We start from the raw sequence: 19,963 nt of genomic DNA on the forward strand, positions 1-19,963 counted from the left end.
CCACGAGTTGTTCGAGGAGGCCTGGGCACGCGGGCACGGTACCCGGTAGCCGCTGTGGAACGAGGCCGCCCCGCCCACCGAGGGTGGGCGGGGCGGCCTCGTCGTGACGACCGGGAGGTCAGCCGGCGGCGGGCGCCGCGAGCCGGTCCTCCGGGTCGGAGGCGGCCGTCCGGGCGGCGAGCGCCTTCTGCGCGAGGACGCCGAAGACGATCCCGAACACCGCCCACAGCACCACCTGGATGGCCAGCGAGGCGACCCTGAACTCCCAGAGGAGGGCGGCGGGGAAGCCCGCCGCGACGGCGTCGGTGTTGTCCGGCAGGACGGCGAACGCGATCGCGGTCACGGCCACGAACCCGGCGCCGGCGGCCAGGGTCGCGTTCCAGTTCCCCAGCCGCGGCGCGAGCCGGCGCCCGGCGATCACGGCGCCGATCCCGAGGAGCACGCTGAGCAGGATCATCAGGAAGAACAGCGTGGTGCGCTTCCCGATGGTGTCCGGATTGCCCACGGCCGGCGGGGTCGCCGGGTACTTGAGGAACGGCACCAGATAGACGGTGGTGAACGCCGCGGCGGCGGTCAGCGCCGCCGTCGCCCGCGGGCTGAACCGGCCGACCCGGCCCAGCACGAAGGAGAACGCGAGCGAGGCGATGCCGCCGAGCGCCACGCCGTACACGAGGACGCCGGTCGCGAGGCCGAAGGTCGACTGCGTGGAGCGGCTGATCTCCTCCTCTTCCGCGGCGGGTTCGGCGGCGGCCGCGCCGCCGGCGTGACCCGCGTGCGCCCCGTGGGCGGCGGGCTCGGCCGGGGCCTCCTTGGCGGCGTTGGCCTCCTCGACGGCGATCGAGCCGTTCACGGGCGGCTCACCCACCGCGTAGGCCACGACGAAGGCGAAGAGCCCGGCTATCAGGCCCGCGAGCATGCCGCGGACCAGCAGGGATCTGACAGTTGAGGCGTGCATGGTGCGGTCGCCTCTCAGTGGCAGGGGAAGCCGAGCAGGTGGCGGCCGTCGTGCACCCACTCGTGCACGTCGGTGCCCGCGAACACGGACGTGGCGCCCTGCTCGGCACCCACGAAGTACAGCGCGATCAGCGCGAGCAGCCCGACGAAGAAGGCCCAGGGCAGCACCGCACGCACGGGCAGCGGAGCCGGTACGGCGACGGAAGGGGTGGAAACGGCAGCGGAGACGACGGCCTCGGCCATGATGGAACCTCCTGCGGGAACTCGCGTCCCAGACGGTGGTGCAGGACGACGGTCCACGGGTCTGACTCACCGCGGCGTCACGCTCGGGGACGCCGCGGCTTACAGTGGCGCGACCGTGCCGGATTCTCACCGGGCTTCCGTCTCGCCGTCGTCACGCTGTTCAAATGTCGCCTGACGGTACCGCGCGCGGGGACCGCCGCCAAGGGCGTGAGGCATGCATCACTGCCGTACGCCCGCTGCGTGTCCGTCCGGCCCTGGTCCGTGCTCCACCCGCCGCGAAGGAACTCGATGACTGTCCGGTTGACGTTGGTCTCGCCCGCGACGAGCGAGGCGCTGCGCGCGGTCCGGTTCGACGACGACGGCCCGCTGGACCCGGCGGGCATCGCCCGCGCCGAGGCCCTCGCGCCCTCCGTCGGCCCGTCCTCCCGCGCGTATGTCTCGCCTTCCCGGCGGTGCCGTCGCACGGCGGAGGCCCTGGGGCTCGCGGCCGAGCCCGTGGAGGCGCTCGCGGGCTGCGTGATGGGCCGGTGGCGGGGACGCACCCTGGAGGCCGTGGCCGCCGCGGAGGAGGCGGGGATCACCGCCTGGCTGTCGGACCCGGCGGCGGCCCCGCACGGCGGGGAGTCCCTGCGGGACCTGCGGATCCGGGTCGGCGCCTGGCTGGACGGCCTCGGGGACGACCCGGGCCGGGTGACCGTGGTGGCCGAGCCGGACGTGATCCGCGCCGCGACGGTCCACGCCCTCGCGGCGCCGGACGCCATGGCCTGGCGCCTGGACGTCCGTCCCCTGACCGCCGTCCACCTCACCGGCCGCGCCGGCCGCTGGAACCTGCGCGCGGGGGAGCCGCTCGGGCAGCCGTAGGGGGGACCGCGTCGCGGTCCCCCCTGCCCGGCCGTACCCGTGGGTCAGGCGGCCGGGCGCTTCCACTCCCGCAGCAGCAGGTATCCGAGGTACGCCCCTCCGACGGCCATCGTGTAGAGGCCGACCGGCAGGTTGTCGAAGAGCGGCAGCTGCTGGGCAGTCAGGTCGGCGAGGACCAGGAGCAGGGCGCCGAGGAGCGTCGACATGACCAGGTGGGGGCCGCCGCCGCGGGTGACCCGCTTGGCGATCTGCGGCGCCGTCAGCGAGATGAACGCGATCGGTCCCGCGACACTGACCGCGCCGGCCGACAGGACGATCGACAGCGTCACCGCCGCGGTCGCCGTCCGGGCCGGGCGGGCGCCCAGGCCGGTCGACAGGTCCTCGCCCATCTCGCCGATGCTCAGGGGCCGCGCCAGGAGCGCCGCGAGCGGAAGGCACACGAGCAGCACCAGCCCGATCGTGGTCGCGTCGTCCCAGGAGCGGGCGACCAGGCTGCCGTTGATGTACGCGGTCAGCGCGCTGGCCTTGTCCCGCTCGACGGCGTAGACCACGTACTGGGTGAGCGCCGTCGACATCGCGGTCACGCCGATCCCGGCCACGACCACCCGGCCCGGATTGCGGAACCCGGTCCCCGTCGAGACGTAGACGACCACCATCGACAGCACCGCGCCGAGCAGCGCGCCGACGGGCACCGGCACGGTGTCCGGGAAGAACAGCGCGGCGGCCGCGGCACCCGCCCCGGAACCCGCCGAGAGTCCGATCACGTCGGGACTGCCCAGCGGGTTGCGGGTGACGGACTGGAAGAGGGCGCCGGACAGGCCGAAGGCCGCGCCCGCGCCGATCGCGACGACCAGCCGCGGCCCGCGCAGCCGGTTCAGCACGAAGGCGTTCTTGCCGGTGGCCTCGCCCCTCAGCGCCGACGGCAGATCGGGCAGGTCGATGCCGAGCCTGCCCAGGGAGAGGGTCGCCACGGCCGCGCCGAGGAGCAGCAGGACCGCCACCGCGGCGGCGACCAGGGTGGGGCGCCGCACCGGGACGGCGATCCACGGGCCGATCCGCACGAGGGAGCGGCCCCCGGGCCGTACGGGGGGCGGGGACGTGGGCACGGCCTGCGGGTCGTTGCGCTCTGCGGTCTTCATGCCGCTCCCCTCATGCGGCGGACGGCGAAGAGCAGCGCGGGCGCGCCGACGAAGGCGGTGACGACACCGACCATGAGTTCCTGCGGACGGAGCAGCACACGGCCGATGACGTCGGCGAACAGCAGCAGCGTGGGCCCCGCGAGCGAGGTGAAGAGGATCTGGAGGCGGAAGTCGGCGCCGACCAGGGCCCGGACCAGGTGCGGGACGGCGAGCCCGACGAAGGCGATGGGGCCGACGGCGGCCGTCGCGGCGGCGCTGAGCAGCGTCGCCGCGAGGAGACCGGCGCCCTTGACGCGGGCGGGGCTGATGCCGAGGGACGCGGCCTTGTCGTCGCCCATCGCCATGGCGTTGAGCCCCGGAGCGAGCAGCGCGGCGAGGACGAAGCCGACGGCGGCGAAGGGCAGGACGGCCCAGAAGGCGTCGAAGCCGTGGCCGCCGAGCGCTCCCACCACCCAGTAGCGGTACGTGTCGAAGACCCGCGGCCGGGACAGTGCGACGGCCTGGATGAAGGCGGCGAGGACGGCGGAGAGCACCGCGCCGGCGAGCACCAGGCGGACCGGTCCGCCCCCGCCGCCGACCGTGCCGATCACATGGACGAGCACACCGGTCACGAGGGCGCCGACGAGCGCCCACCAGATGTTCTCGCGCTGTCCGGAGGCACCGAGGAAGGCGGTGGCGGCCACGATCGCCGCGGACGCGCCCGCGTTGATGCCGAGCAGTCCCGGCTCGGCGAGCGGATTGCGCGTGATGCCCTGCATCAGGGTGCCGGCGACCCCGAGACAGAGCCCGGCGAGCACCCCGAGGGCGGTGCGCGGATAGCGGCTCTCGACGACCGTCCGCAGGTAGTCGTCCCCGCCGCCGGTGACGACCTTGAGGACGTCGCCCGCCGACGTCGGCCTGCTGCCGAACATGACGCTGGCGAGGACCGCGAGGGCGAGCAGGACCAGGCACAGGACGCCGGCCGCGATGTGCCGGGCAGGGCCCCGCCGTACGACGGCGGGGCCCTGGCCGATCCGGGAGAGAGTGGTCACGAGGGGACCCGCCGCTACTTCCCGGCCTTGGCGACGGCCTTGTCGATCATGGGGAGGTACCGCTCGATGCTGTAGGGCACCGTCAGCGGGTTGATCATCGACGAGGCCGTGACGAAGGGCTGGTCGGCGCTGTACACGAGCGCGCCCTTCTTGACCGCGGGGATGGCCGCGTACAGCGGCTGCGCCTCGATCTCCTTGCGGGCCTTGTCGTCCATGTAGAAGGTGAAGGCGATGTCGCTCTTGGAGAGCTTGTTGGCGTTCTCCAGGCCGATGAGGGCGGAGTCGGTGCCCTCGGTCTCCTTGAAGGTGTTCACGACCGGGTCGACCTTGAGGCCCAGCTTGGAGACCATCGCGACGCGCTGCTCCTCGGGCTTGAAGATGCCGAGGGTGCCGGGGCCGGTGTTGTAGATGTACGAGAACGTGACGTTCTTGTAGTTCGGGCGCGTGGCGGCGGCGTCGGCCAGCTGCTTGTCGATCTTGGACGTGAGCTCCGCGGCCTTCTCCGGCTGGCCCAGCGCCTTCGCGACGATCTCGATCTGCTGGTCCCAGTCGGTGCTCCACGCCTTGTCGGGGTAGGCGACCGTCGGGGCGATGTCCTTGAGGACGTCGTACTGCTTCTGCGTGAGGCCCGACCAGGGAGCGAGGATGACGTCGGGCTCCAGCTCGGTGATGGCCTCGATGTCGAGCTGCTCGCCGCCGTCGAACTGCTTCGGCAGCGGGGCGCCGGACTTCTTCACGGCGTCGTGGATCCACGGCAGGTAGCCGGTCTTGTCGCTGCCCCACGGGTAGCTCTCGATGCCGACGGGGACGTCGCCGAGCGCGATGGCGGTCTCGGCGGAGCCCTGGCCGAGGGTGACGACGCGCTTCGGCTTCTCCTTGATGACGGCCTCGCCGAGGGCGCTCTTGATCGTGACGGGGAACGCCCCCGCCGGAGCCTTGCCCGCCGAGTCCTTCGTGTCGCCCTTCTGGTCGTCCGAGCCGCACCCGGTCACCATGAGGCCGAGCGAGACCGCGGCGGCACCCGCCACGAGGACGCGGCGGCGAAGGGGGGTGAACAGTGCAGGCATGGTGGATCCTTGTCTCCGTGCAGAGGTGTGCGCACGCCCCGCCCGCCGCTTCCGCGGGCATGGAGGTGCCGGGGCAGCGGCCGTCGCGGGGTGCTTGTTAGGTGAGCCTAACCTATTCCGTTTTCGCTGGCGGGGCCGGGGCCGACGGGCCCGCCCCGGCAGGAGAGGGCCGCCGGCCGGAGACTCCCCGGTCCCTCGCCCGGCCCGCCGTCAGACCGAGGCCTCCCAGGCCGTCGTCAGTCCGTCCAGCCAGGCCGGCGGGAGCTCTGCGGCGTCCCACTCCTCGTGGAGGTCGCCCGGCGCGGTGGCGAGCCGTTCGAGCACGGCGACGCTCGTGGGGGAGTGGATCAGCGAGTACCGGCCGTGGATGGCGATCGCGCTGCCGGGCCCGTACTCGGCGTACAGCCGCTCCAGACGCGTCCGGTGCTCCGAGGTGAAGGCGGCGAGCCGGCCCGCGTACCCGGCCCGCTGGCGCGAGCTCATCGTGCCGAGCAGGGCCCGCAGCACCTGCTCGGTGACCTCCGGGTCGAGGTCGGAGACGTCGGTGAAGGAGAGGTAGAGCGGGGTCACCGCGACGTGCGTCCGCTCCAGCTCCGTCCGCCCGACGGGAGGGCGGTCGTCCGGCGAGGCGGCCGAGGGGTCCGCCGCCACGGCGCGCCGCAGCGCCCGCTCGGAGACCGCGCCCACCGCCTCGGTGACGGCCCGCGCCCCGTCGAGCCAGCCGGACGCGTACGGTTCGCCCTTCCCCTCGGGCGCGCTCCGCCCGGCCGCGCCGATCTCCTCGTAGGCGAGGGCCAGTGCGCCCGCCTCGACGAAACCGATCAGCTCCTCCGCGTCGCCGGACCAGACCCCCGCCCGGGCGAGCAGTTGGAGGAGGGTCCTCTTGGCGTTGAGGACGCTGGCCTCGTCCAGCTGCTGCCGTCCTTCTCCGGCGGTGCTCACAGGGTCCTCCTCGGCGTAGGGACGGCGTCGTGCGGAACGCTCCGTTCGAGCCTACGCAACGTCCGGGGCGCCGGGCGGGCGACCGGGCCCCGTCGCGCCGTCAGAGGGCCGTCGGGGCGGTGAACATGAGGAGTCGTCCGGTCGTCGTCGCCGAGGGGGTGCGCCGCGCGGCCCGTACCGAGATCATCGACGGCGTGACCCACACCGTCTTTTCCCCACGCGCCGTCCCCGGCCGCACCGTCGCCGTGGAGGTCCGATGAGCCGGCCCGCGGCCTTCCCCGGCGGCCCCGGGCTCTTCCGGCTCGCGCCCGGCGTCGCCCACCTCAACCACGGTTCCTTCGGCGCCGTGCCCCTCCCGGTCGCCCGGGTCCACCAGGACCTGGCGGCCGAGGCGGCGGCCGACCCCGACGCCTTCTTCCTCGCCGTCCCCGACCGCGTCGCCGAGGCCCGCCGTCGCGTCGCCGCCCATCTGGGCGCCGACCCCGAGGGCATCGCCTTCGTCACCAACGCCACCGAGGCCGCGGGACTCGCCCTCGACGCCCTGCGCCTGGACGCCGACGACGAGATCCTGGTCACCGACCACGGCTACGGCACGGTCGTGGCGGCGGCGGCCCGGCGCGCCCGGACCGTGACCGTCGCCCTCGATCCCGCGCTGCCGGACGAGGACGCGGTGTGCGAGGCGGTGCTCGCCGGGCTGACCCCCCGGACCAGGGTGGCGCTCCTCGACCACATCAGCTCACCCACCGCCCGCACGCTCGCGGGTCCGCGACTGCTCGCCGCGCTCCGGGAGCGCGGGGTGACCACCGTCGTCGACGGCGCCCACGCGCCCGGCATGCTCGCCGCGCCGCTCGCCGGACGGCCCGACTTCTGGTTCGGCAACCTGCACAAGTGGGCCTACGCCCCACCGGGCAGCGCCGTTCTGGCGGTGGCCCCCGGCCACCGGGACCGGGTGCCCGCGCCCGTGCCCTCGTGGGAGGACGACCGCGGCTTCCCGCGCTCCGTCGAGTACCGGGCCACCGCCGACTACACCGGCTGGCTGGCCGCCCCCGAGGGACTCGACCTGATCGCCGGGCTCGGCGCCGCGCGGGTCCGCGCCCACAACGGTGAACTCGTGCGCCACGGAGCCGAGTCGCTGGCCGGCGTCCCCGGTCTGACGCCGCTGCCGCACACCGAGGGGCTGGCCATGCGCGCGCTGCGCCTGCCCCGGGGCGTCGCCCGCACCCAGCGGGAGGCCGCCGCGCTGCGGGAGGAGATCGCCGCCCGGCTCGGCTTCCGGGTCCTGATCTGGCCCTGGCCCAAAGGCGGCGGGATCCGGATCTCGGCGCAGATCTACAACCGCGCCGAGGAGTACGAGCGCCTCGCCGCCGCCCTGCGCGGGCTGCTCGCGGACGGCTGACGCGGAGGGGGCGGGGAGGCGCGCTCGGTCAGGCCCGGTAGACGCGCAACGCCGCGACCTCGTACGACATCTCCTTCGCCTCCGGGCCGGGCGCCGGGTGGTAGCGGCCCGCGCACACCGACAGGTTCACGATGAGGTGCGCCCGCCAGGAACGCCCCACCCCGCGGCGGTCGTCGAAGACGCGGGCGCCGTTCACCCACCACACGACGGAGCGGGCGCCGAGCTCCACCCGGAGGTCCACCCAGGCACCCGGCCGGATCGCCGGGTCGCGGTAGTAGAGGTACCGGCCGCGCACCCGGTTCGACAGCTCCAGCAGATCCGGGTTGTCGGGGTGGTACTCGAAGATGTCGATCTCCTGGCCGCCGTCGAGCCAGGTCCAGATCGCCGGCCACGCGCCGGTCTCCCTGGGCAGGCGCACCCGGGCCTCCAGGACGTCGCCCGTCCGCACCAGGAAGCCCTCGTCGCTGCCCTCCGTGGTGAGCAGGCCGGCGTTCCAGAGGCCGTCGGTCCTGCGGGTGGCGCGGAAGGTCCCCGTCCGGCTGTAGGAGGGGTCCGCGACCAGGTAGTCGAGTTTGTTGTCGCCCCGGTTGGTGGGTCCGCCGTCGGGATAGGCCCACGAATGGCCCGCGACCCACTGCCGGGCGGAGGAGAAGTCGGCGTCGAGGACCAGCTGCGCGGGGGCGGCCGCGGGACCGCGCCCACCGGGACCGTTGCCGCTCCGGCGGAACCGGTCGAAGAAGTCGAACAGCACGGCACCACTCCTTTCACGCGGACCACCGCAGGTCCGCGGGAGATCCGTCCCACTTTGCACCGAGCGGTGCGGAGGAGTGACCACTTGGCGAGAAGTCGTCATAAATGTCCCAGTGGGACATTAGTAGGTGTATGGTGCATTTATGGGTACGGAACGACAGCCTCGGGACCCGCGCCTCGGCCCCAAGGGCACGCGGACCCGCGAGGCGCTCGGCGAGGCCGCCCTGCGGCTCGTCCTGGCACGCGGACCGGCCGAGGTCTCCGTCGAGGACGTCACCGACGCGGTCGGCGTCTCCCGGCGCACCTTCAGCCGGTACTTCTCCTCCAAGGAGGAAGCCGTCGTCGACGGCATCCGCGCCGACTGCGCCCGGATCAACGAGGCGCTCGCCGCCCGCCCGGAGACCGAGTCCCCGCTCACCGCCTACCGCGCGGCCCTGCGGAGCTGGCTCGCCGACCCGGTCGTCCCCGCCTGGCACCGGCGCGACGGGGTGCGCGAGCTGCTCCTCCTCGCCGAGCGCGAGCCGCCCCTGCGCGCGGTGCTGCGACGCGTCCTCCTGGAGGGCGAGGCCGCCTCCGTGCGCCTGGTCGCCCGGCGGCTCGGGACCGACCCGCGCCGCGACCTGCGTCCGGCCGTCGCCGTGGGGAGCGGGGCGGCCGCGCTGATGGCCGCCGCCCGCGCCTGGACGCTCCCGGACGCCCGGGCGACGTTCCCCGCCCTGGTGGACGAGGCCTTCGCCCTGCTCGCGGCGGAACCACCACCCGCCCCGACGGTGCCCGCGCCCCTCCTCCCGGGAGCGCGTCCCCCCGCTCCCGCCCACCACCCCGGCGACGGCGCCCGCGCCACCCGCCGGACCCCACCGGAAAGGACAACGTCATGAAGGCCCTCCAGTACCGCGCCGTGGGCGCCCCGCCCGAGGTCGTCACCGTCCCCGACCCCGAACCCGGCCCGGGACAGGTGCTCCTGAAGGTCACTGCCGCCGGCGTCTGCCACTCCGACATCGCCGTCATGGGCTGGAGCGCCGAGCAGCTGCCGTTCCCGCTGCCCCTGACCCTCGGCCACGAGGGCGTCGGCACCGTCGCCGCGCTCGGCCCGGGCGCGGAGGGGTACGCCGTCGGCGACGCCGTCGCCGTGTACGGCCCCTGGGGCTGCGGCACCTGCCACCTGTGCGCCCAGGGCAAGGAGAACTACTGCCTGCGCGCCACCGAACTCGGCATCCGCCCGCCCGGACTCGGCGCGCCCGGCGCCATCGCCGAGTACATGATCGTCGACAGCCCGCGCCACCTGGTGCCGCTCGGCGACCTCGACCCCGTGCGCGCCGCGCCGCTCACCGACGCCGGACTCACCCCGTACCACGCGGTCAAGCGCTCCCTGCCCAAGCTCGTCCCCGGCAGCACCGCCGTCGTCATCGGCACGGGCGGGCTCGGCCACGTCGCCATCCAGCTGCTGCGCGCCATGACCGCGGCCCGGGTCGTCGCCCTGGACGTCACCGAGGAGAAGCTCGCCCTCGCGCGGAGGGTCGGCGCCCACGACACGGTCCTGTCCGACGCGTCGGCCGCCGCCGCCGTCCGGGAACTGACCGGCGGCCGGGGCGCCGAGGTCGTGCTCGACTTCGTCGGAGCCGGGCCCACGGTGACCGCCGCCGGCGCGATGGCCGCGGTGGAGGGCGACGTCACCATCGTCGGCCTCGGCGGCGGCGCCCTGCCCGTCGGCTTCGGCGCCCTGCCCTACGAGGTCTCCGTCACCTCCCCCTACTGGGGCACCCGCGCCGAGCTGATCGAGGTCCTCGACCTCGCCCGCGCCGGAGCCGTCGACGTCCACGTCGAGACCTACGCCCTGGACGAGGCGCCGAAGGCGTACGAACGGCTCCACGAGGGCCGGATCGACGGCCGGGCGGTCATCCTCCCCAACGGCTGATCCACGGACGGGCAGCCGGTGGGCACGCGCCGACGGGCGGGCGCGCGGGTGAGCGACCCGCGCGCGGCGCCCGGCGACGCCGCCCCGACGGCCGGATCCAAACGGCTTACGAGATGCGGGAGTTCGCCGACCGGTCCCGTGGCCTCCCGACGGGTACGGCTCCGGCCGGATCTTGCCCGGGTGCGGTGGATCAAGTAGCGTCCACCGTCATGAACACCGGACCGGCGACACGCCACGCACAGACGGGCCATCCGGTGGACGACTGATCGCTCGACGGGTGCGCGACAGGCACCCCGACGGTTCGGCACGCGGACCTCCCCGGTGCGGAAGCACTGCGCGTCCCTTCTCCGTGCCGAACCCACAGCGAGGTCATCCACATGGCAGTCACGTTCAACCACACCATCATCGCCTCGAAGGACCGCGAGGCGTCCGCGCGCTTCTTCCGCGAACTCCTGGAGATCCCCGAGGCGCCGTCCTGGGGCCCCTTCCGCAACATCCAGCTCGCCGACGGCGTCCTGCTCCAGTTCGCCGAGCCCCCGGTGGACATCCAGATGCAGCACTACGCGTTCCTCGTGGACGACGAGCTCTTCGACCGGGCGTACCAGCGCCTGCGCGACGGGGGCGTCGAGCACTGGGCCGATCCGCAGATGAAGCGCCCCGGCGAGACCAACACCGAACACGGCGGCCGGGGCGTCTACTTCAAGGACCCCTCCGGTCACGCGATCGAGCTGATCACACGGCCGTACCTGTAGACGCGGCGCCGTGCCGCGGGTGTGCCCCCGACGTCGTCGGGGGCACACCCGGATCGGCTCCGTCGGCGGCTCCGTCAGGCGAGGAACCGCCCGTCCCGCGCCACGACCACGCCGCCGTGCACGACCACGTCCCGGCGCGGCATGTCGACGACGACCTGTGGCAGGCACTCGCCCCGCACCAGGACGAAGTCGGCCGGGGCGCCGGGCCGGAAGTCCGCGTGGGGGATCCCCATGACGTCCGCGCCGCCATGGGTCGCGACCCGGTAGCAGTCGTTCAGTTCGTCGTCGAGCCGTACGTCCGTCACCCAGCCCAGGATGTGCGCGCGGTGCATCATGTCGGCGTCCCCGAACGGGCTCCAGGAGTCCCGCACCCCGTCGGAACCGAGCCCGACCCGGACGCCGTGCTCACGCAGCCGCGCGATCGGAAGGACCAGGGAGTCCGACGGCGCGACGGTGGTGAGGGCGATGTCCTGCTCGCCCAAGTCCTGGGCGATGGAGCCCAGTTCGCGGTCCGTCAGGCCGGGGAGACAGAAGACGTGGCTGACGGTCACCTTGCCGGCGAGGGAGAGCGCGCGGGTGCGCTCGACGATCCCGCGCATCGCCTTCATGCCCTTCTCGCCCTGGTCGTGGAGGTGGATGTCCACGCCCACGCCGTGCCGGTCCGCGATGCCGAAGACGACGTCGAGCTGCTCGTCCAGGGCTCCGTCGAAGCCGATCGGGTCGATGCCGCCGATCATGTCGACGAGGCCCTGGCGGGCGGCCCGCTCCAGGAGCGCGGCCGTGCCGGGGGTACGGACGACGCCGTGCTGGGGGAAGGCCACGATCTGGACGTCGAGGGCGTGGCGCAGCCGGGCGCGGGCCTCCGCCAGGCCCTCGACCCCGGCCAGGCCGTACGCCGGGGCCACGTCGGCGTGGGCGCGCATGCCGCGGGTGCCGCGGGCGACGGCGTGACTCATCAGGCCGTACGCCCGCTCGGCCACGGGGCGCCGCTGGGCGCGGAACAGCTCGACGTCCTGCGCGACGTAGTCGGCGATGGCCGAGGCGGGGCGGCGGCTCACCCAGGAGCCGCCCCAGGTGGTCTTGTCGGGGTGGATGTGCGCGTCGACGAGGGACGGCAGCGCGATGCGGCCGCCGCCGTCGACGACCTGCGCGCCGTGCGGGGCGGGGCGGTCGGAGATCCGGCCGTCGACGACGACGAGATCCCTGGCCTTCGCGGCGCCGTACGGCCGGACGTCACGGAAGACGACGGCCTTGGCGGGCCGGCCGGCGGCCTGGGTGGCCGAGGGCACGGCCTGGGCGGACGAGGCGGCGGCCCCCGCGAGTGCGGCGGCGCCGGCACCGGCGAGGACGGTGCGGCGGGAGGGGGACGAGTGCATGGGGGCTCCTTGGTTGGTTGTGGTGTGCCCGCGCCCCGCCCCGTTGTGGGCAGGCGTTCCGCAAGGGGCGGAACGGGTGGGCACAACGGACGGCGCCCTTGCCGGCGCCAGAGGCTCCTGGACCTGGACCCGCACCGATTCGTGCCCGTCACGCGTGGTGCGGGCCAAGGCACCGGAGGCGGAGGCGCCGCGAAGGGCGCCGTCCCGTGTGCCCACCCGTCCCGCCCAGCGGGACGATTGCCCACACGGCAGCGGGCGACGGGCCCACACGGGCGGGGGGCGAAGGCCCACGACGGACGCGGGCCGACGGGGGCGGTGGTGCGGCCCCGCACGCACCGCGCGGGCCCACGGACGCGGGCCGAAGGCCCACCCGGGCAACGGGCGCACCGGCCGCACGAGCAGGAGGCGCGGGGACCGCACGGGCAGCGGCCCGCGGCGCGGCCCCGCGTCGTCAGATCGGGACGCCCGCGCGGATCACGCGCGTCGGGTGTTTCAGGACCGTCAGGTCCGACAGCGGGTCCCCGGCGACGAGGATCGCGTCGCCCGCGAAGCCCCGGGCCAGCCGGCCCACCGTGCGCTCCGTGCCGAGCAGCCGTGCCGCGCCGGTGGTCGCCGTGCGGAGGGCGTCGAGCGCCGGGAGGCCCGCCGCCCGCATGAGTTCGACCTCGCGGCCGATCGGGCGCACGGTGCCGCCGGAGGAGTCGGTGCCCGCGGCGAGCGGGACGCCGAGCTCGTGCGCGGCGAGGACGGCCTGCTTCAGGACGGGCAGGTAGGCGCGGCCGCGTTCGGCGAGGACCGGGTCCGCCGACTCGGCGAGCCCGGCGATGGCCGTGAGGGTGGGCGTGAAGTACGTGTCCCGGCGGCGCATCTCCCGCAGCGTCCGCTCGCCGACGAACACCCCGTGCTCCAGGGAGCGGATGCCCGCGGTCACCGCGTCGTGGCAGCCCCGCTCGCTGTAGCTGTGGCACAGGACGCCCTTGCCGCGCCGCCGGGCCGCGGAGACGATCTCGGCGAGCTGCTCGCGCGAGTACACCTGGGCCAGCGGGTCCTGCTCCGGAAGTCCGGCGCGTTCGTTGACGCGGGTCTTGATGACGTCCGCGCCCCGGGCGAGGTTCACCTCGACGACGCGGCGCAGCGCCTCGGCCGACCGGACGCCGTCCTTCAGGCGCGCGAGCGGCGTGAGGTCGGGGTCGGCGAGGACGGTGTCGCCGAGGTCGGGGGTGACGAAGACGCCGGCCGCGGTGAGGCGGGGGGCGAGCGCCGGGCTGTGCCGGGCGAGTTCGCGGACCGCGATGTCCTGGAAGAAGGTGGTCGATCCGCTGCGGGCACTGGTCGCGCCCTGGTGGAGGGCGGAGCGCGCCTCGGCGGCGGTGCTGAGGTGGATGTGCGCGTCCACGAGACCGGGCAGGACCCACTGCCCGTGGGCGTCGAGGACCGGGGTGCCCGGCGGCACGGCGACCGTGCCCGCGCGGCCCGCCGCGAGGACGGTTCCGCCGGTGATCACGACGACGGCGTTCTCGGTGACCTCGCCGGTGGCGGGGTCGAGGAGGGTGCCGCCGCGGATCACCAGGTCGCCTCCGGCCGGCGTTCCGCCGCCGCGTGCCGGGTCCGCCGAGGGGGAGGCCGCGGTCGCCGTGCCGGACAGGGCCGCGGTGCCGGCGAGCGCGGCGGCCCCGGCGAGGACACCGCGACGGGTCACCGAGGCGGGGGGCGGCGGGATGGCTTCGAGGCACATGGGAGCTCCTTGGGGGAGTGGGCCGACGGCTCCGCATTTTGTATACCAAGATGCGGGGGTGGGCAAGGGTGAAGATCCCTGAGTTCCGCTTGCCTGCCATGAGACGTCCCGCAGGGATGCGGAAGCCCGCCCATTTGGTATACGAATAGTTCCGGCGCCGTTCCGTTTCGCTCCTCGGCGCCGCCGATATTCGCGTGCGCCCGGCTCGCCCCCGGTGGTGCAATCGCCCGATGGGACACGCACGATCCACGACGACCGTCGACCGGGGGCGCTTCACGGACGCGGTCACGCCCTGGGAGGAAGAGCGGTGGCGGACGGCCGCCCTCGGCTGGTGCGAGCGGGGGCTCGCCCGCCACGCCCTGGAGGAGACCGGTCCCCGTGAGGTCAGGCTGCGGCCCTGGTCGGTCCTGATCCGCTTCCGGATCGGTGACGGGGAGCGCGACGCCGTCTGGTTCAAGGCGAGCGCGCCCGACGCCGCCTTCGAGGCCGCCCTCGGGGACGCGCTCGGTGCCTGGGCGCCCGAGCACGTCGTGACGCCGCTCGCGGTCGACGCGGAGCGCGGCTGGTCGCTGCTCCCCGACGGCGGGCCCCTCTTCCGGCACGTCCTCGACGCCGGTGGCGCCGGGCCGGAGGCCTGGGCGGAGGCCCTCGGCCAGTACGCGCGGATGCAGCGGGCCCTCACCCCGTACACGGACCGGATGACCGGTCTCGGCGTGCCCGGCGGCCGGACCGTGCAGCTGCCGGACGTCTTCGACGCGCTCGTCGAGGGCAACGCCACCCTGGACCCGGACGCCCGCCGTGCCCTCCGGGAGCAGCGGCCCCGCCTCCTCGACTGGTGCGATGAGCTCGACGCGTACGGCGTACCGGACTCGCTCGACCACTGCGACCTGCACGACGCGCAGCTCCTCGCGCCCGCCGCCGGGCGCTTCACCTTCTTCGACTGGGGCGACGCCCAAGTCGCCCACCCCTTCGCGAGCCTCCTGGTCCCCGCCCAGGCCGTCCGGGAGCGCCACGGCCCCGAGCACGTGCACCGGCTGCGCGAGGCCTATCTGGAGCCCTGGAGCGACCTGGGCCCCCTGCCGGAGCTGCGCCGTGCGGCGGAGCTCGCCACCCGGCTCGCCGCACTGGGCCGTGCGGTGTCCTGGTTCCGGCTCTTCCCCGGGACGCCGACCACGGGGTGCGCGGAGGCGAGCGCCCACTGGGTGAGGGAACTCTTCGCCGGTTCGCCGGTGTTCTGAGCCCGTCGCGCGCCGCCCGGGCCCGGGGTGTGCGCCCGGGCCCTGCGGTGACGGCGCGGGACGCGGCCGTCGTTCCACGGAGTCGGGCCGCGCCTGTGGTACTGCCTTACGGAGACATCGTGCTGTTCGTCCCGTAATGCCGTGAAAGGTGCCGCCTGTGTCACAGGAAGATCAGAGGCCGGAAGGCCGTGGGGAGGGCGCCGAGCGGGCCGGCCGGGAAGCGCTGCCGGTGACGGCGGACCTCCCCGACCGTCCGGAGCACCACGAGCGCGCCCGTACCGACCGGATCGTGTTCGGTGTGACGGCCGTCCTCACCGTCGCCTTCGTCGTCTGGGGAGCCACGGCCACCGACAGCCTGGAGGACGCCTCCAGCACCCTCCTCGACGGGCTGATCCGCAACGGGGGCTGGGCGTTCATGCTGGCCGCCTCCGGCTTCGTGATCTTCGCGCTGTGGCTGGCCATCAGCCGCTACGGCCGGATCACCCTCGGCCGGGAGAGCGAGGGCCCCGAGTTCCGCACGGTGTCGTGGATCGCCATGATGTTCAGCGCCGGCATGGGCATCGGCCTGATGTTCTACGGCGTGAGCGAGCCGCTCGCCCACTACGGCACCCCGCCACCCGGCACCCGTCCCGCCGACTCGGCCGAGCGGATGCAGACCGCCATGGCCACCACGCTCTTCCACTGGACGCTCCACCCGTGGGCGATCTACGCCGTCGTCGGACTCGCCATCGCGTACTCGACGTTCCGGTGCGGTCGTCGGCAGACCATCAGCGCGGTGTTCGTCCCGCTGATGGGCGAGAAGAGGGCGTACGGAGGACCCGGCCGGTTCATCGACATCCTGGCCATCTTCGCGACCCTCTTCGGCTCCGCCGCCTCGCTCGGCCTCGGCGCGCTCCAGATCGGCAGCGGATTCGAGGAGCTCGGCTGGATGGAGAAGACCGGCACCGGGCTGCTCGTCGCCATCATCGCCGTCCTCACCGTGGCCTTCGTGCTGTCGGCGGTCTCCGGGGTGGAGAAGGGCATCCAGTGGCTGTCCAACATCAACATGGTGCTGGCCGCGATCCTCGCCGTCTTCGTCTTCGTCGCCGGTCCGACCATCATCGTGCTCGACCTGCTGCCCACCTCCCTCGCCGCGTACGTCGGCGACCTGCCGCAGCTGGCCGGCCGCACCGAGGCCACCAGCGGCGACGACATCCACCGCTGGCTGGGCTCCTGGACCGTCTTCTACTGGGCCTGGTGGATCTCCTGGACGCCCTTCGTCGGCATGTTCATCGCCCGGATCAGCCGCGGCCGGACCATCCGGCAGTTCGTCGGCGGGGTCATCCTGGTCCCCAGCACCGTCAGCCTCGTCTGGTTCGCCATCTTCGGCGGGACGGCGATGAAGCTCAGCGAGCAGGGCGAACTGGCCGCCGAGAGCACGCCCGAGGGACAGCTCTTCGGTGTGCTCCAGGAGTTCCCGATCGCCGGGGCCATGAGCCTGCTGGTGATGATCCTCGTCGGCATCTTCTTCGTCTCGGGCGCCGACGCCGCCTCCATCGTGATGGGCACGCTCTCGCAGCGCGGCGCCTTCGAGCCCACCCGGCTCGTGGTGGTCTTCTGGGGTGTGGTGACCGGCGCGGTCGCCGCGATCATGCTGCTCATCGGGGACGGTCAGGGCGACGCGCTCGCCGGCCTGCAGAACCTCACGATCCTGGTCGCGGCGCCCTTCGTGCTCGTGATGATCGGGATGTGCGTGGCGCTCATGCGGGACCTGCGCAAGGACCCGCTCATCGTCCGGGGCGAGCTGGGGGAGGAGGCCGTCGACCTCGCGGTCATCGCGGGCCACGAGAAGTACGACGGGGACTTCGAGCTGAGGATCGGTCCCGGGTCTTCGGAGCCGGACGGCCGCCCCTGACCGGATCCGCCGGCGTCACTCGTCGCTGGCGTAGCGGGCCCGGGCCCACAGGGGCAGCGCGAACCAGCAGCCCACGTACCAGACGAGGACGCCGGCGACGAGCCAGGGCACGAACACGTCGTGCGTGACCACCCGCAGGACGAGGAAGAGGGCCGACGTCAGTGTCGCCAGGAGCAGGACGAGCCCGGTGAAGACGAGGCGCGAGGCCCAGACGACCGCCTCCTGCTTCAGCCGTCGGCCCGACACCAGCCGGTGGAAGGGCACCGGCCCGATCAGCGCGCCGGTGGCCAGCGAGCCGAGGACGATCGTGATGACGTAGATCGTCCGGTCGGTGTCGTCCAGGCTCTGGAAGTGCGGCGTGAACGCGACCGTGAGGAGGAAGCCGAGCAGGATCTGCACGCCGGTCTGCGCGACCCGGATCTCCTGCATGATGTCCGTCCAGCGGCGGTCGGCCCGCTCCTCCTCGGTCTCGTCGCGGCCCTGTCTCGGCTGGTCGCCCTGCGTGTTCGATATCTGTTCCATGCGGGCCTCTTTCCCAGGGATCCCGGGGTCACGCCCGGCCCGCGGCCTTCTGGCTCCGCCGGGACAGCGAGTCGACGACCACGGCGGCCAGCAGGACCGAGCCGGTGATCATGAACTGGACGGCGTTGCTGACGCCCATGATGTTCATGCCCGACTGGATGGACCCGATCACCAGCGCGCCGAGGAGCGCGGACCAGACCGAACCCCGCCCGCCGAAGAGGCTCGTGCCGCCGATGACGGCCGCGGCGATCACGTTCATGAGCAGGTTGCCGCCGCCCGACGTCTGGCTCGCGGACTGGATCTGACCGGCCAGGAAGAGACCGCCGACCGCCGCCATCGTCCCGGCGATCGAGAAGACGCTCATCCGGACGAACGCCACGCTGATTCCGGCGCGGCGCGCGCCCTCGATGTTGCCGCCGACGGCGAAGATCCGCCGCCCGTACGTCGTACGGCGGAGCACGAAGTCCAGGACGACCAGCAGGACCAGGAAGACGAGGAGGGCGAGGGGGAGCCCCTGGTACTGGTTGAGGATGTACGCCGTGACGAACGCGAGCGCGGCGATCACGACCGTGCGGAGCACGATCTCGGAGACCGGACGGAACGGCACCCGGGCGGCCCGGCGGCGTCCCGCGTCCAGGAGCGAGGCGGCGAGGAAGAGCCCGACGCCCACGGCGGCGGCCACATAGGCCGCGGCGGGGCTGTGGTAGACCGTCGAGTAGAGCTTCGAGACGATGCTCTCGCTCGGGATGTTGACCGTGCCGCTGGACCCCAGGATCTGGAGCATCAGACCGTTCCAGGCGAGGTTGCCCGCCAGGGTCACCACGAACGCCGGCACGCCGACCTTCGCGAAGAAGAAGCCCTGGATGAGCCCGACGGCCGCTCCGCCCGCGAGGGCGACGAGCAGCGCCAGCCACTGGTTCATGCCGTTCAGGACGTTGAGCACGGCGAAGATCGCGGCGCACAGGCCGCTCACGGAGCCGACGGACAGGTCGATCTCGCCCAGCAGCAGCACGAAGACGATGCCGACCGCGATCATGCCGGTCCCGACGATCTGCTGGCTGAGGTCGGAGAGGTTCTGGGCGGAGAGGAAGGTGCTGTTGAGGCTGCCGAAGACCGTCCAGATGATGATCACGGCGACGACGACGGGCAGCGAACCGAGCTCGCCGCTGCGCATCTTGCGGCGGAACTCCCTGAGGTACCCCTTCAGACCCTCCTCGCGGACGAGCAGCCGGGTGTCCACCGCGGGCATCGAGTCGGGGGCCGGTTCCTGGGCGGCGGAGCCGCCGGGGGCGCGGTCGCGTCTCATCGCTCCTCCTCCCGCTTGCGGGCCTGGCGGCGGGTGACGGCGCTGTCGGTGGCACCGGTGATCGCCGAGATGATCTCCTCGGTGGTCGTGGAGCGCTTGTCGAAGAAGCCGTTGTTCCGGCCGAGGCGCATCACCGCGATCCGGTCGGCGACCGCCATCACGTCGACCATGTTGTGGCTGATCAGAATGGTGCCGAGGCGCTGCTCCCGGAGCCGCTCCACCAGGTCGAGGACCTCGGCGGTCTGCTCCACGCCCAGGGCCGCGGTCGGCTCGTCCAGGATGACGACCTTGGGGTCGCCGATCAGGGAGCGGGCGATCGCGACGGTCTGGCGCTGGCCGCCGGAGAGCGAGGCGACCGGGATCCGGACACTGGGGATCCGGATGGAGAGGGTGTCGAGGAGCTCGCGCGAGCGCTGCTCCATGCGGACCTCGTCCAGGACGCCGAAGCGGCGCAGCTCGCGGCCGAGGAAGAGGTTGCCGACCACGTCGAGGTTGTCGCAGAGGGCGAGGTCCTGGTAGACGGTGGCGATGCCGAGGCTCTGGGCGTCGTGCGGCCGGTTGATGGCGACCGCGCGGCCCTCCCACTCGATGACGCCCTCGTCGGGCGGGTTGACGCCGGCGATGGACTTGACGGCGGTGGACTTCCCGGCGCCGTTGTCGCCGACGAGGGCGACGACCTCACCGGGGTGGACCTCCAGGTCGAAGTCCTTCAACGCCTGCACCGCGCCGAACCGTTTGGAGATCCCCCGCAGGGTGAGCACGGGTGGCTCCGGCAACGGAACCGCCTCCTCCGCTCGCGCGAACCGCTCCGGACGGGACCGGCCGGACCCGGCTGTTCGAGC

At 73.7% G+C, this 19,963-nt stretch carries 20 protein-coding genes and 1 riboswitch; of the genes, 8 read left to right on the forward strand and 12 right to left on the reverse strand.

The window, feature by feature from the left end; genetic code table 11:
- Window positions 1–118 precede the first annotated feature (118 nt).
- Both ACFYXU_RS18370 and ACFYXU_RS18375 read right to left on the reverse strand, forming a co-directional pair.
- Entirely contained in the window at window positions 119–955 is an 837-nt protein-coding gene (locus ACFYXU_RS18370) for a CbtA family protein (protein WP_361400150.1), read from the reverse strand.
- 14 nt (window positions 956–969) lie between these two features.
- Window positions 970–1,197, reverse strand: coding sequence for a CbtB-domain containing protein (locus ACFYXU_RS18375; protein WP_329852665.1), 228 nt, complete (start codon window positions 1,195–1,197; stop codon window positions 970–972).
- Window positions 1,198–1,256: 59 nt separating this feature from the next.
- Window positions 1,257–1,336, reverse strand: a riboswitch (cobalamin riboswitch).
- A 149-nt stretch (window positions 1,337–1,485) separates the two neighbouring features.
- Here ACFYXU_RS18375 and ACFYXU_RS18380 point away from each other — a divergent pair.
- The gene (locus tag ACFYXU_RS18380) at window positions 1,486–2,058 is read left to right on the forward strand and encodes a histidine phosphatase family protein (RefSeq protein ID WP_389458608.1); all 573 of its coding nucleotides are present in this window, start codon (window positions 1,486–1,488) and stop codon (window positions 2,056–2,058) included.
- Between the two features lie 44 nt (window positions 2,059–2,102).
- Here ACFYXU_RS18380 and ACFYXU_RS18385 read toward each other — a convergent pair whose 3' ends face one another.
- From ACFYXU_RS18385 to ACFYXU_RS18400, 4 genes are all read right to left on the reverse strand, one after another.
- On the reverse strand, window positions 2,103–3,197 hold the full coding sequence (locus ACFYXU_RS18385; RefSeq protein ID WP_389458610.1) for a FecCD family ABC transporter permease: 1,095 nt from the start codon (window positions 3,195–3,197) through the stop codon (window positions 2,103–2,105).
- Window positions 3,194–4,228, reverse strand: a complete 1,035-nt coding sequence (locus ACFYXU_RS18390; protein ID WP_376514059.1) for a FecCD family ABC transporter permease — start codon at window positions 4,226–4,228, stop codon at window positions 3,194–3,196. The genes ACFYXU_RS18385 and ACFYXU_RS18390 overlap by 4 nt, the downstream gene beginning before the upstream one ends.
- A gap of 14 nt (window positions 4,229–4,242) precedes the next feature.
- Window positions 4,243–5,295, reverse strand: a complete 1,053-nt coding sequence (locus tag ACFYXU_RS18395; protein WP_329852662.1) for an iron-siderophore ABC transporter substrate-binding protein — start codon at window positions 5,293–5,295, stop codon at window positions 4,243–4,245.
- Between the two features lie 210 nt (window positions 5,296–5,505).
- Window positions 5,506–6,237 carry a hypothetical protein gene (locus tag ACFYXU_RS18400; RefSeq protein WP_376514063.1) on the reverse strand — a complete coding sequence of 244 codons (732 nt, stop codon included), beginning with the start codon at window positions 6,235–6,237 and terminating at the stop codon, window positions 5,506–5,508.
- A 125-nt stretch (window positions 6,238–6,362) separates the two neighbouring features.
- On the opposite strand from ACFYXU_RS18400, the gene ACFYXU_RS18405 reads away from it, so the two are divergent.
- Together ACFYXU_RS18405 and ACFYXU_RS18410 are read left to right on the forward strand one after the other, a co-directional pair.
- The gene (locus ACFYXU_RS18405; protein ID WP_376514065.1) at window positions 6,363–6,497 is read left to right on the forward strand and encodes a hypothetical protein; all 135 of its coding nucleotides are present in this window, start codon (window positions 6,363–6,365) and stop codon (window positions 6,495–6,497) included.
- Entirely contained in the window at window positions 6,494–7,633 is a 1,140-nt protein-coding gene (locus ACFYXU_RS18410) for an aminotransferase class V-fold PLP-dependent enzyme (protein ID WP_389458613.1), read from the forward strand. The genes ACFYXU_RS18405 and ACFYXU_RS18410 overlap by 4 nt, the downstream gene beginning before the upstream one ends.
- 28 nt (window positions 7,634–7,661) lie before the next feature.
- On the opposite strand, the gene ACFYXU_RS18415 is transcribed toward ACFYXU_RS18410, so the two are convergent.
- Window positions 7,662–8,303, reverse strand: a complete 642-nt coding sequence (locus ACFYXU_RS18415) for a beta-glucanase (protein ID WP_389406451.1) — start codon at window positions 8,301–8,303, stop codon at window positions 7,662–7,664.
- Window positions 8,304–8,526: 223 nt separating this feature from the next.
- Here ACFYXU_RS18415 and ACFYXU_RS18420 point away from each other — a divergent pair, with 223 nt between their 5' ends.
- The 3 genes from ACFYXU_RS18420 (at window position 8,527) to ACFYXU_RS18430 (ending at window position 11,050) form a co-directional block, all read left to right on the forward strand.
- Window positions 8,527–9,261: a TetR/AcrR family transcriptional regulator gene (locus ACFYXU_RS18420; RefSeq protein WP_389458615.1), complete on the forward strand. Its 735-nt coding sequence runs from the start codon at window positions 8,527–8,529 to the stop codon at window positions 9,259–9,261.
- The gene (locus ACFYXU_RS18425; RefSeq protein WP_389458617.1) at window positions 9,258–10,298 is read left to right on the forward strand and encodes an NAD(P)-dependent alcohol dehydrogenase; all 1,041 of its coding nucleotides are present in this window, start codon (window positions 9,258–9,260) and stop codon (window positions 10,296–10,298) included. The genes ACFYXU_RS18420 and ACFYXU_RS18425 overlap by 4 nt, the downstream gene beginning before the upstream one ends.
- A gap of 377 nt (window positions 10,299–10,675) precedes the next feature.
- On the forward strand, window positions 10,676–11,050 hold the full coding sequence (locus ACFYXU_RS18430) for a VOC family protein (protein ID WP_376514073.1): 375 nt from the start codon (window positions 10,676–10,678) through the stop codon (window positions 11,048–11,050).
- 74 nt (window positions 11,051–11,124) lie between these two features.
- Here the strand turns inward: ACFYXU_RS18430 and ACFYXU_RS18435 are convergent, their stop codons facing one another.
- On the reverse strand, window positions 11,125–12,426 hold the full coding sequence (locus ACFYXU_RS18435) for an amidohydrolase (protein WP_389458619.1): 1,302 nt from the start codon (window positions 12,424–12,426) through the stop codon (window positions 11,125–11,127).
- A 451-nt stretch (window positions 12,427–12,877) separates the two neighbouring features.
- Window positions 12,878–14,161 carry an amidohydrolase family protein gene (locus ACFYXU_RS18440; protein WP_389458621.1) on the reverse strand — a complete coding sequence of 428 codons (1,284 nt, stop codon included), beginning with the start codon at window positions 14,159–14,161 and terminating at the stop codon, window positions 12,878–12,880.
- Window positions 14,162–14,391: 230 nt separating this feature from the next.
- Between ACFYXU_RS18440 and ACFYXU_RS18445 the strand changes: the two genes are divergently transcribed.
- Both ACFYXU_RS18445 and ACFYXU_RS18450 read left to right on the forward strand, forming a co-directional pair.
- Window positions 14,392–15,399: an aminoglycoside phosphotransferase family protein gene (locus ACFYXU_RS18445; protein ID WP_389458623.1), complete on the forward strand. Its 1,008-nt coding sequence runs from the start codon at window positions 14,392–14,394 to the stop codon at window positions 15,397–15,399.
- Between the two features lie 157 nt (window positions 15,400–15,556).
- On the forward strand, window positions 15,557–17,293 hold the full coding sequence (locus tag ACFYXU_RS18450) for a BCCT family transporter (RefSeq protein WP_376514080.1): 1,737 nt from the start codon (window positions 15,557–15,559) through the stop codon (window positions 17,291–17,293).
- 15 nt (window positions 17,294–17,308) lie between these two features.
- On the opposite strand, the gene ACFYXU_RS18455 is transcribed toward ACFYXU_RS18450, so the two are convergent.
- The 3 genes from ACFYXU_RS18455 to ACFYXU_RS18465 are packed head-to-tail and all read right to left on the reverse strand — an operon-like array spanning window position 17,309 to window position 19,897.
- The gene (locus ACFYXU_RS18455) at window positions 17,309–17,815 is read right to left on the reverse strand and encodes a DUF6328 family protein (protein WP_361400114.1); all 507 of its coding nucleotides are present in this window, start codon (window positions 17,813–17,815) and stop codon (window positions 17,309–17,311) included.
- Between the two features lie 28 nt (window positions 17,816–17,843).
- Window positions 17,844–19,121, reverse strand: coding sequence for a sugar ABC transporter permease (locus tag ACFYXU_RS18460; RefSeq protein ID WP_376514082.1), 1,278 nt, complete (start codon window positions 19,119–19,121; stop codon window positions 17,844–17,846).
- The gene (locus tag ACFYXU_RS18465; RefSeq protein WP_376514084.1) at window positions 19,118–19,897 is read right to left on the reverse strand and encodes an ATP-binding cassette domain-containing protein; all 780 of its coding nucleotides are present in this window, start codon (window positions 19,895–19,897) and stop codon (window positions 19,118–19,120) included. Before ACFYXU_RS18465 ends, ACFYXU_RS18460 begins: the two co-directional genes overlap by 4 nt.
- Window positions 19,898–19,963: the final 66 nt, after the last annotated feature.

Origin of the sequence: Streptomyces sp. NPDC002232 (genome assembly GCF_042890295.1) — a bacterium.
Lineage (GTDB): Bacteria > Actinomycetota > Actinomycetes > Streptomycetales > Streptomycetaceae > Streptomyces.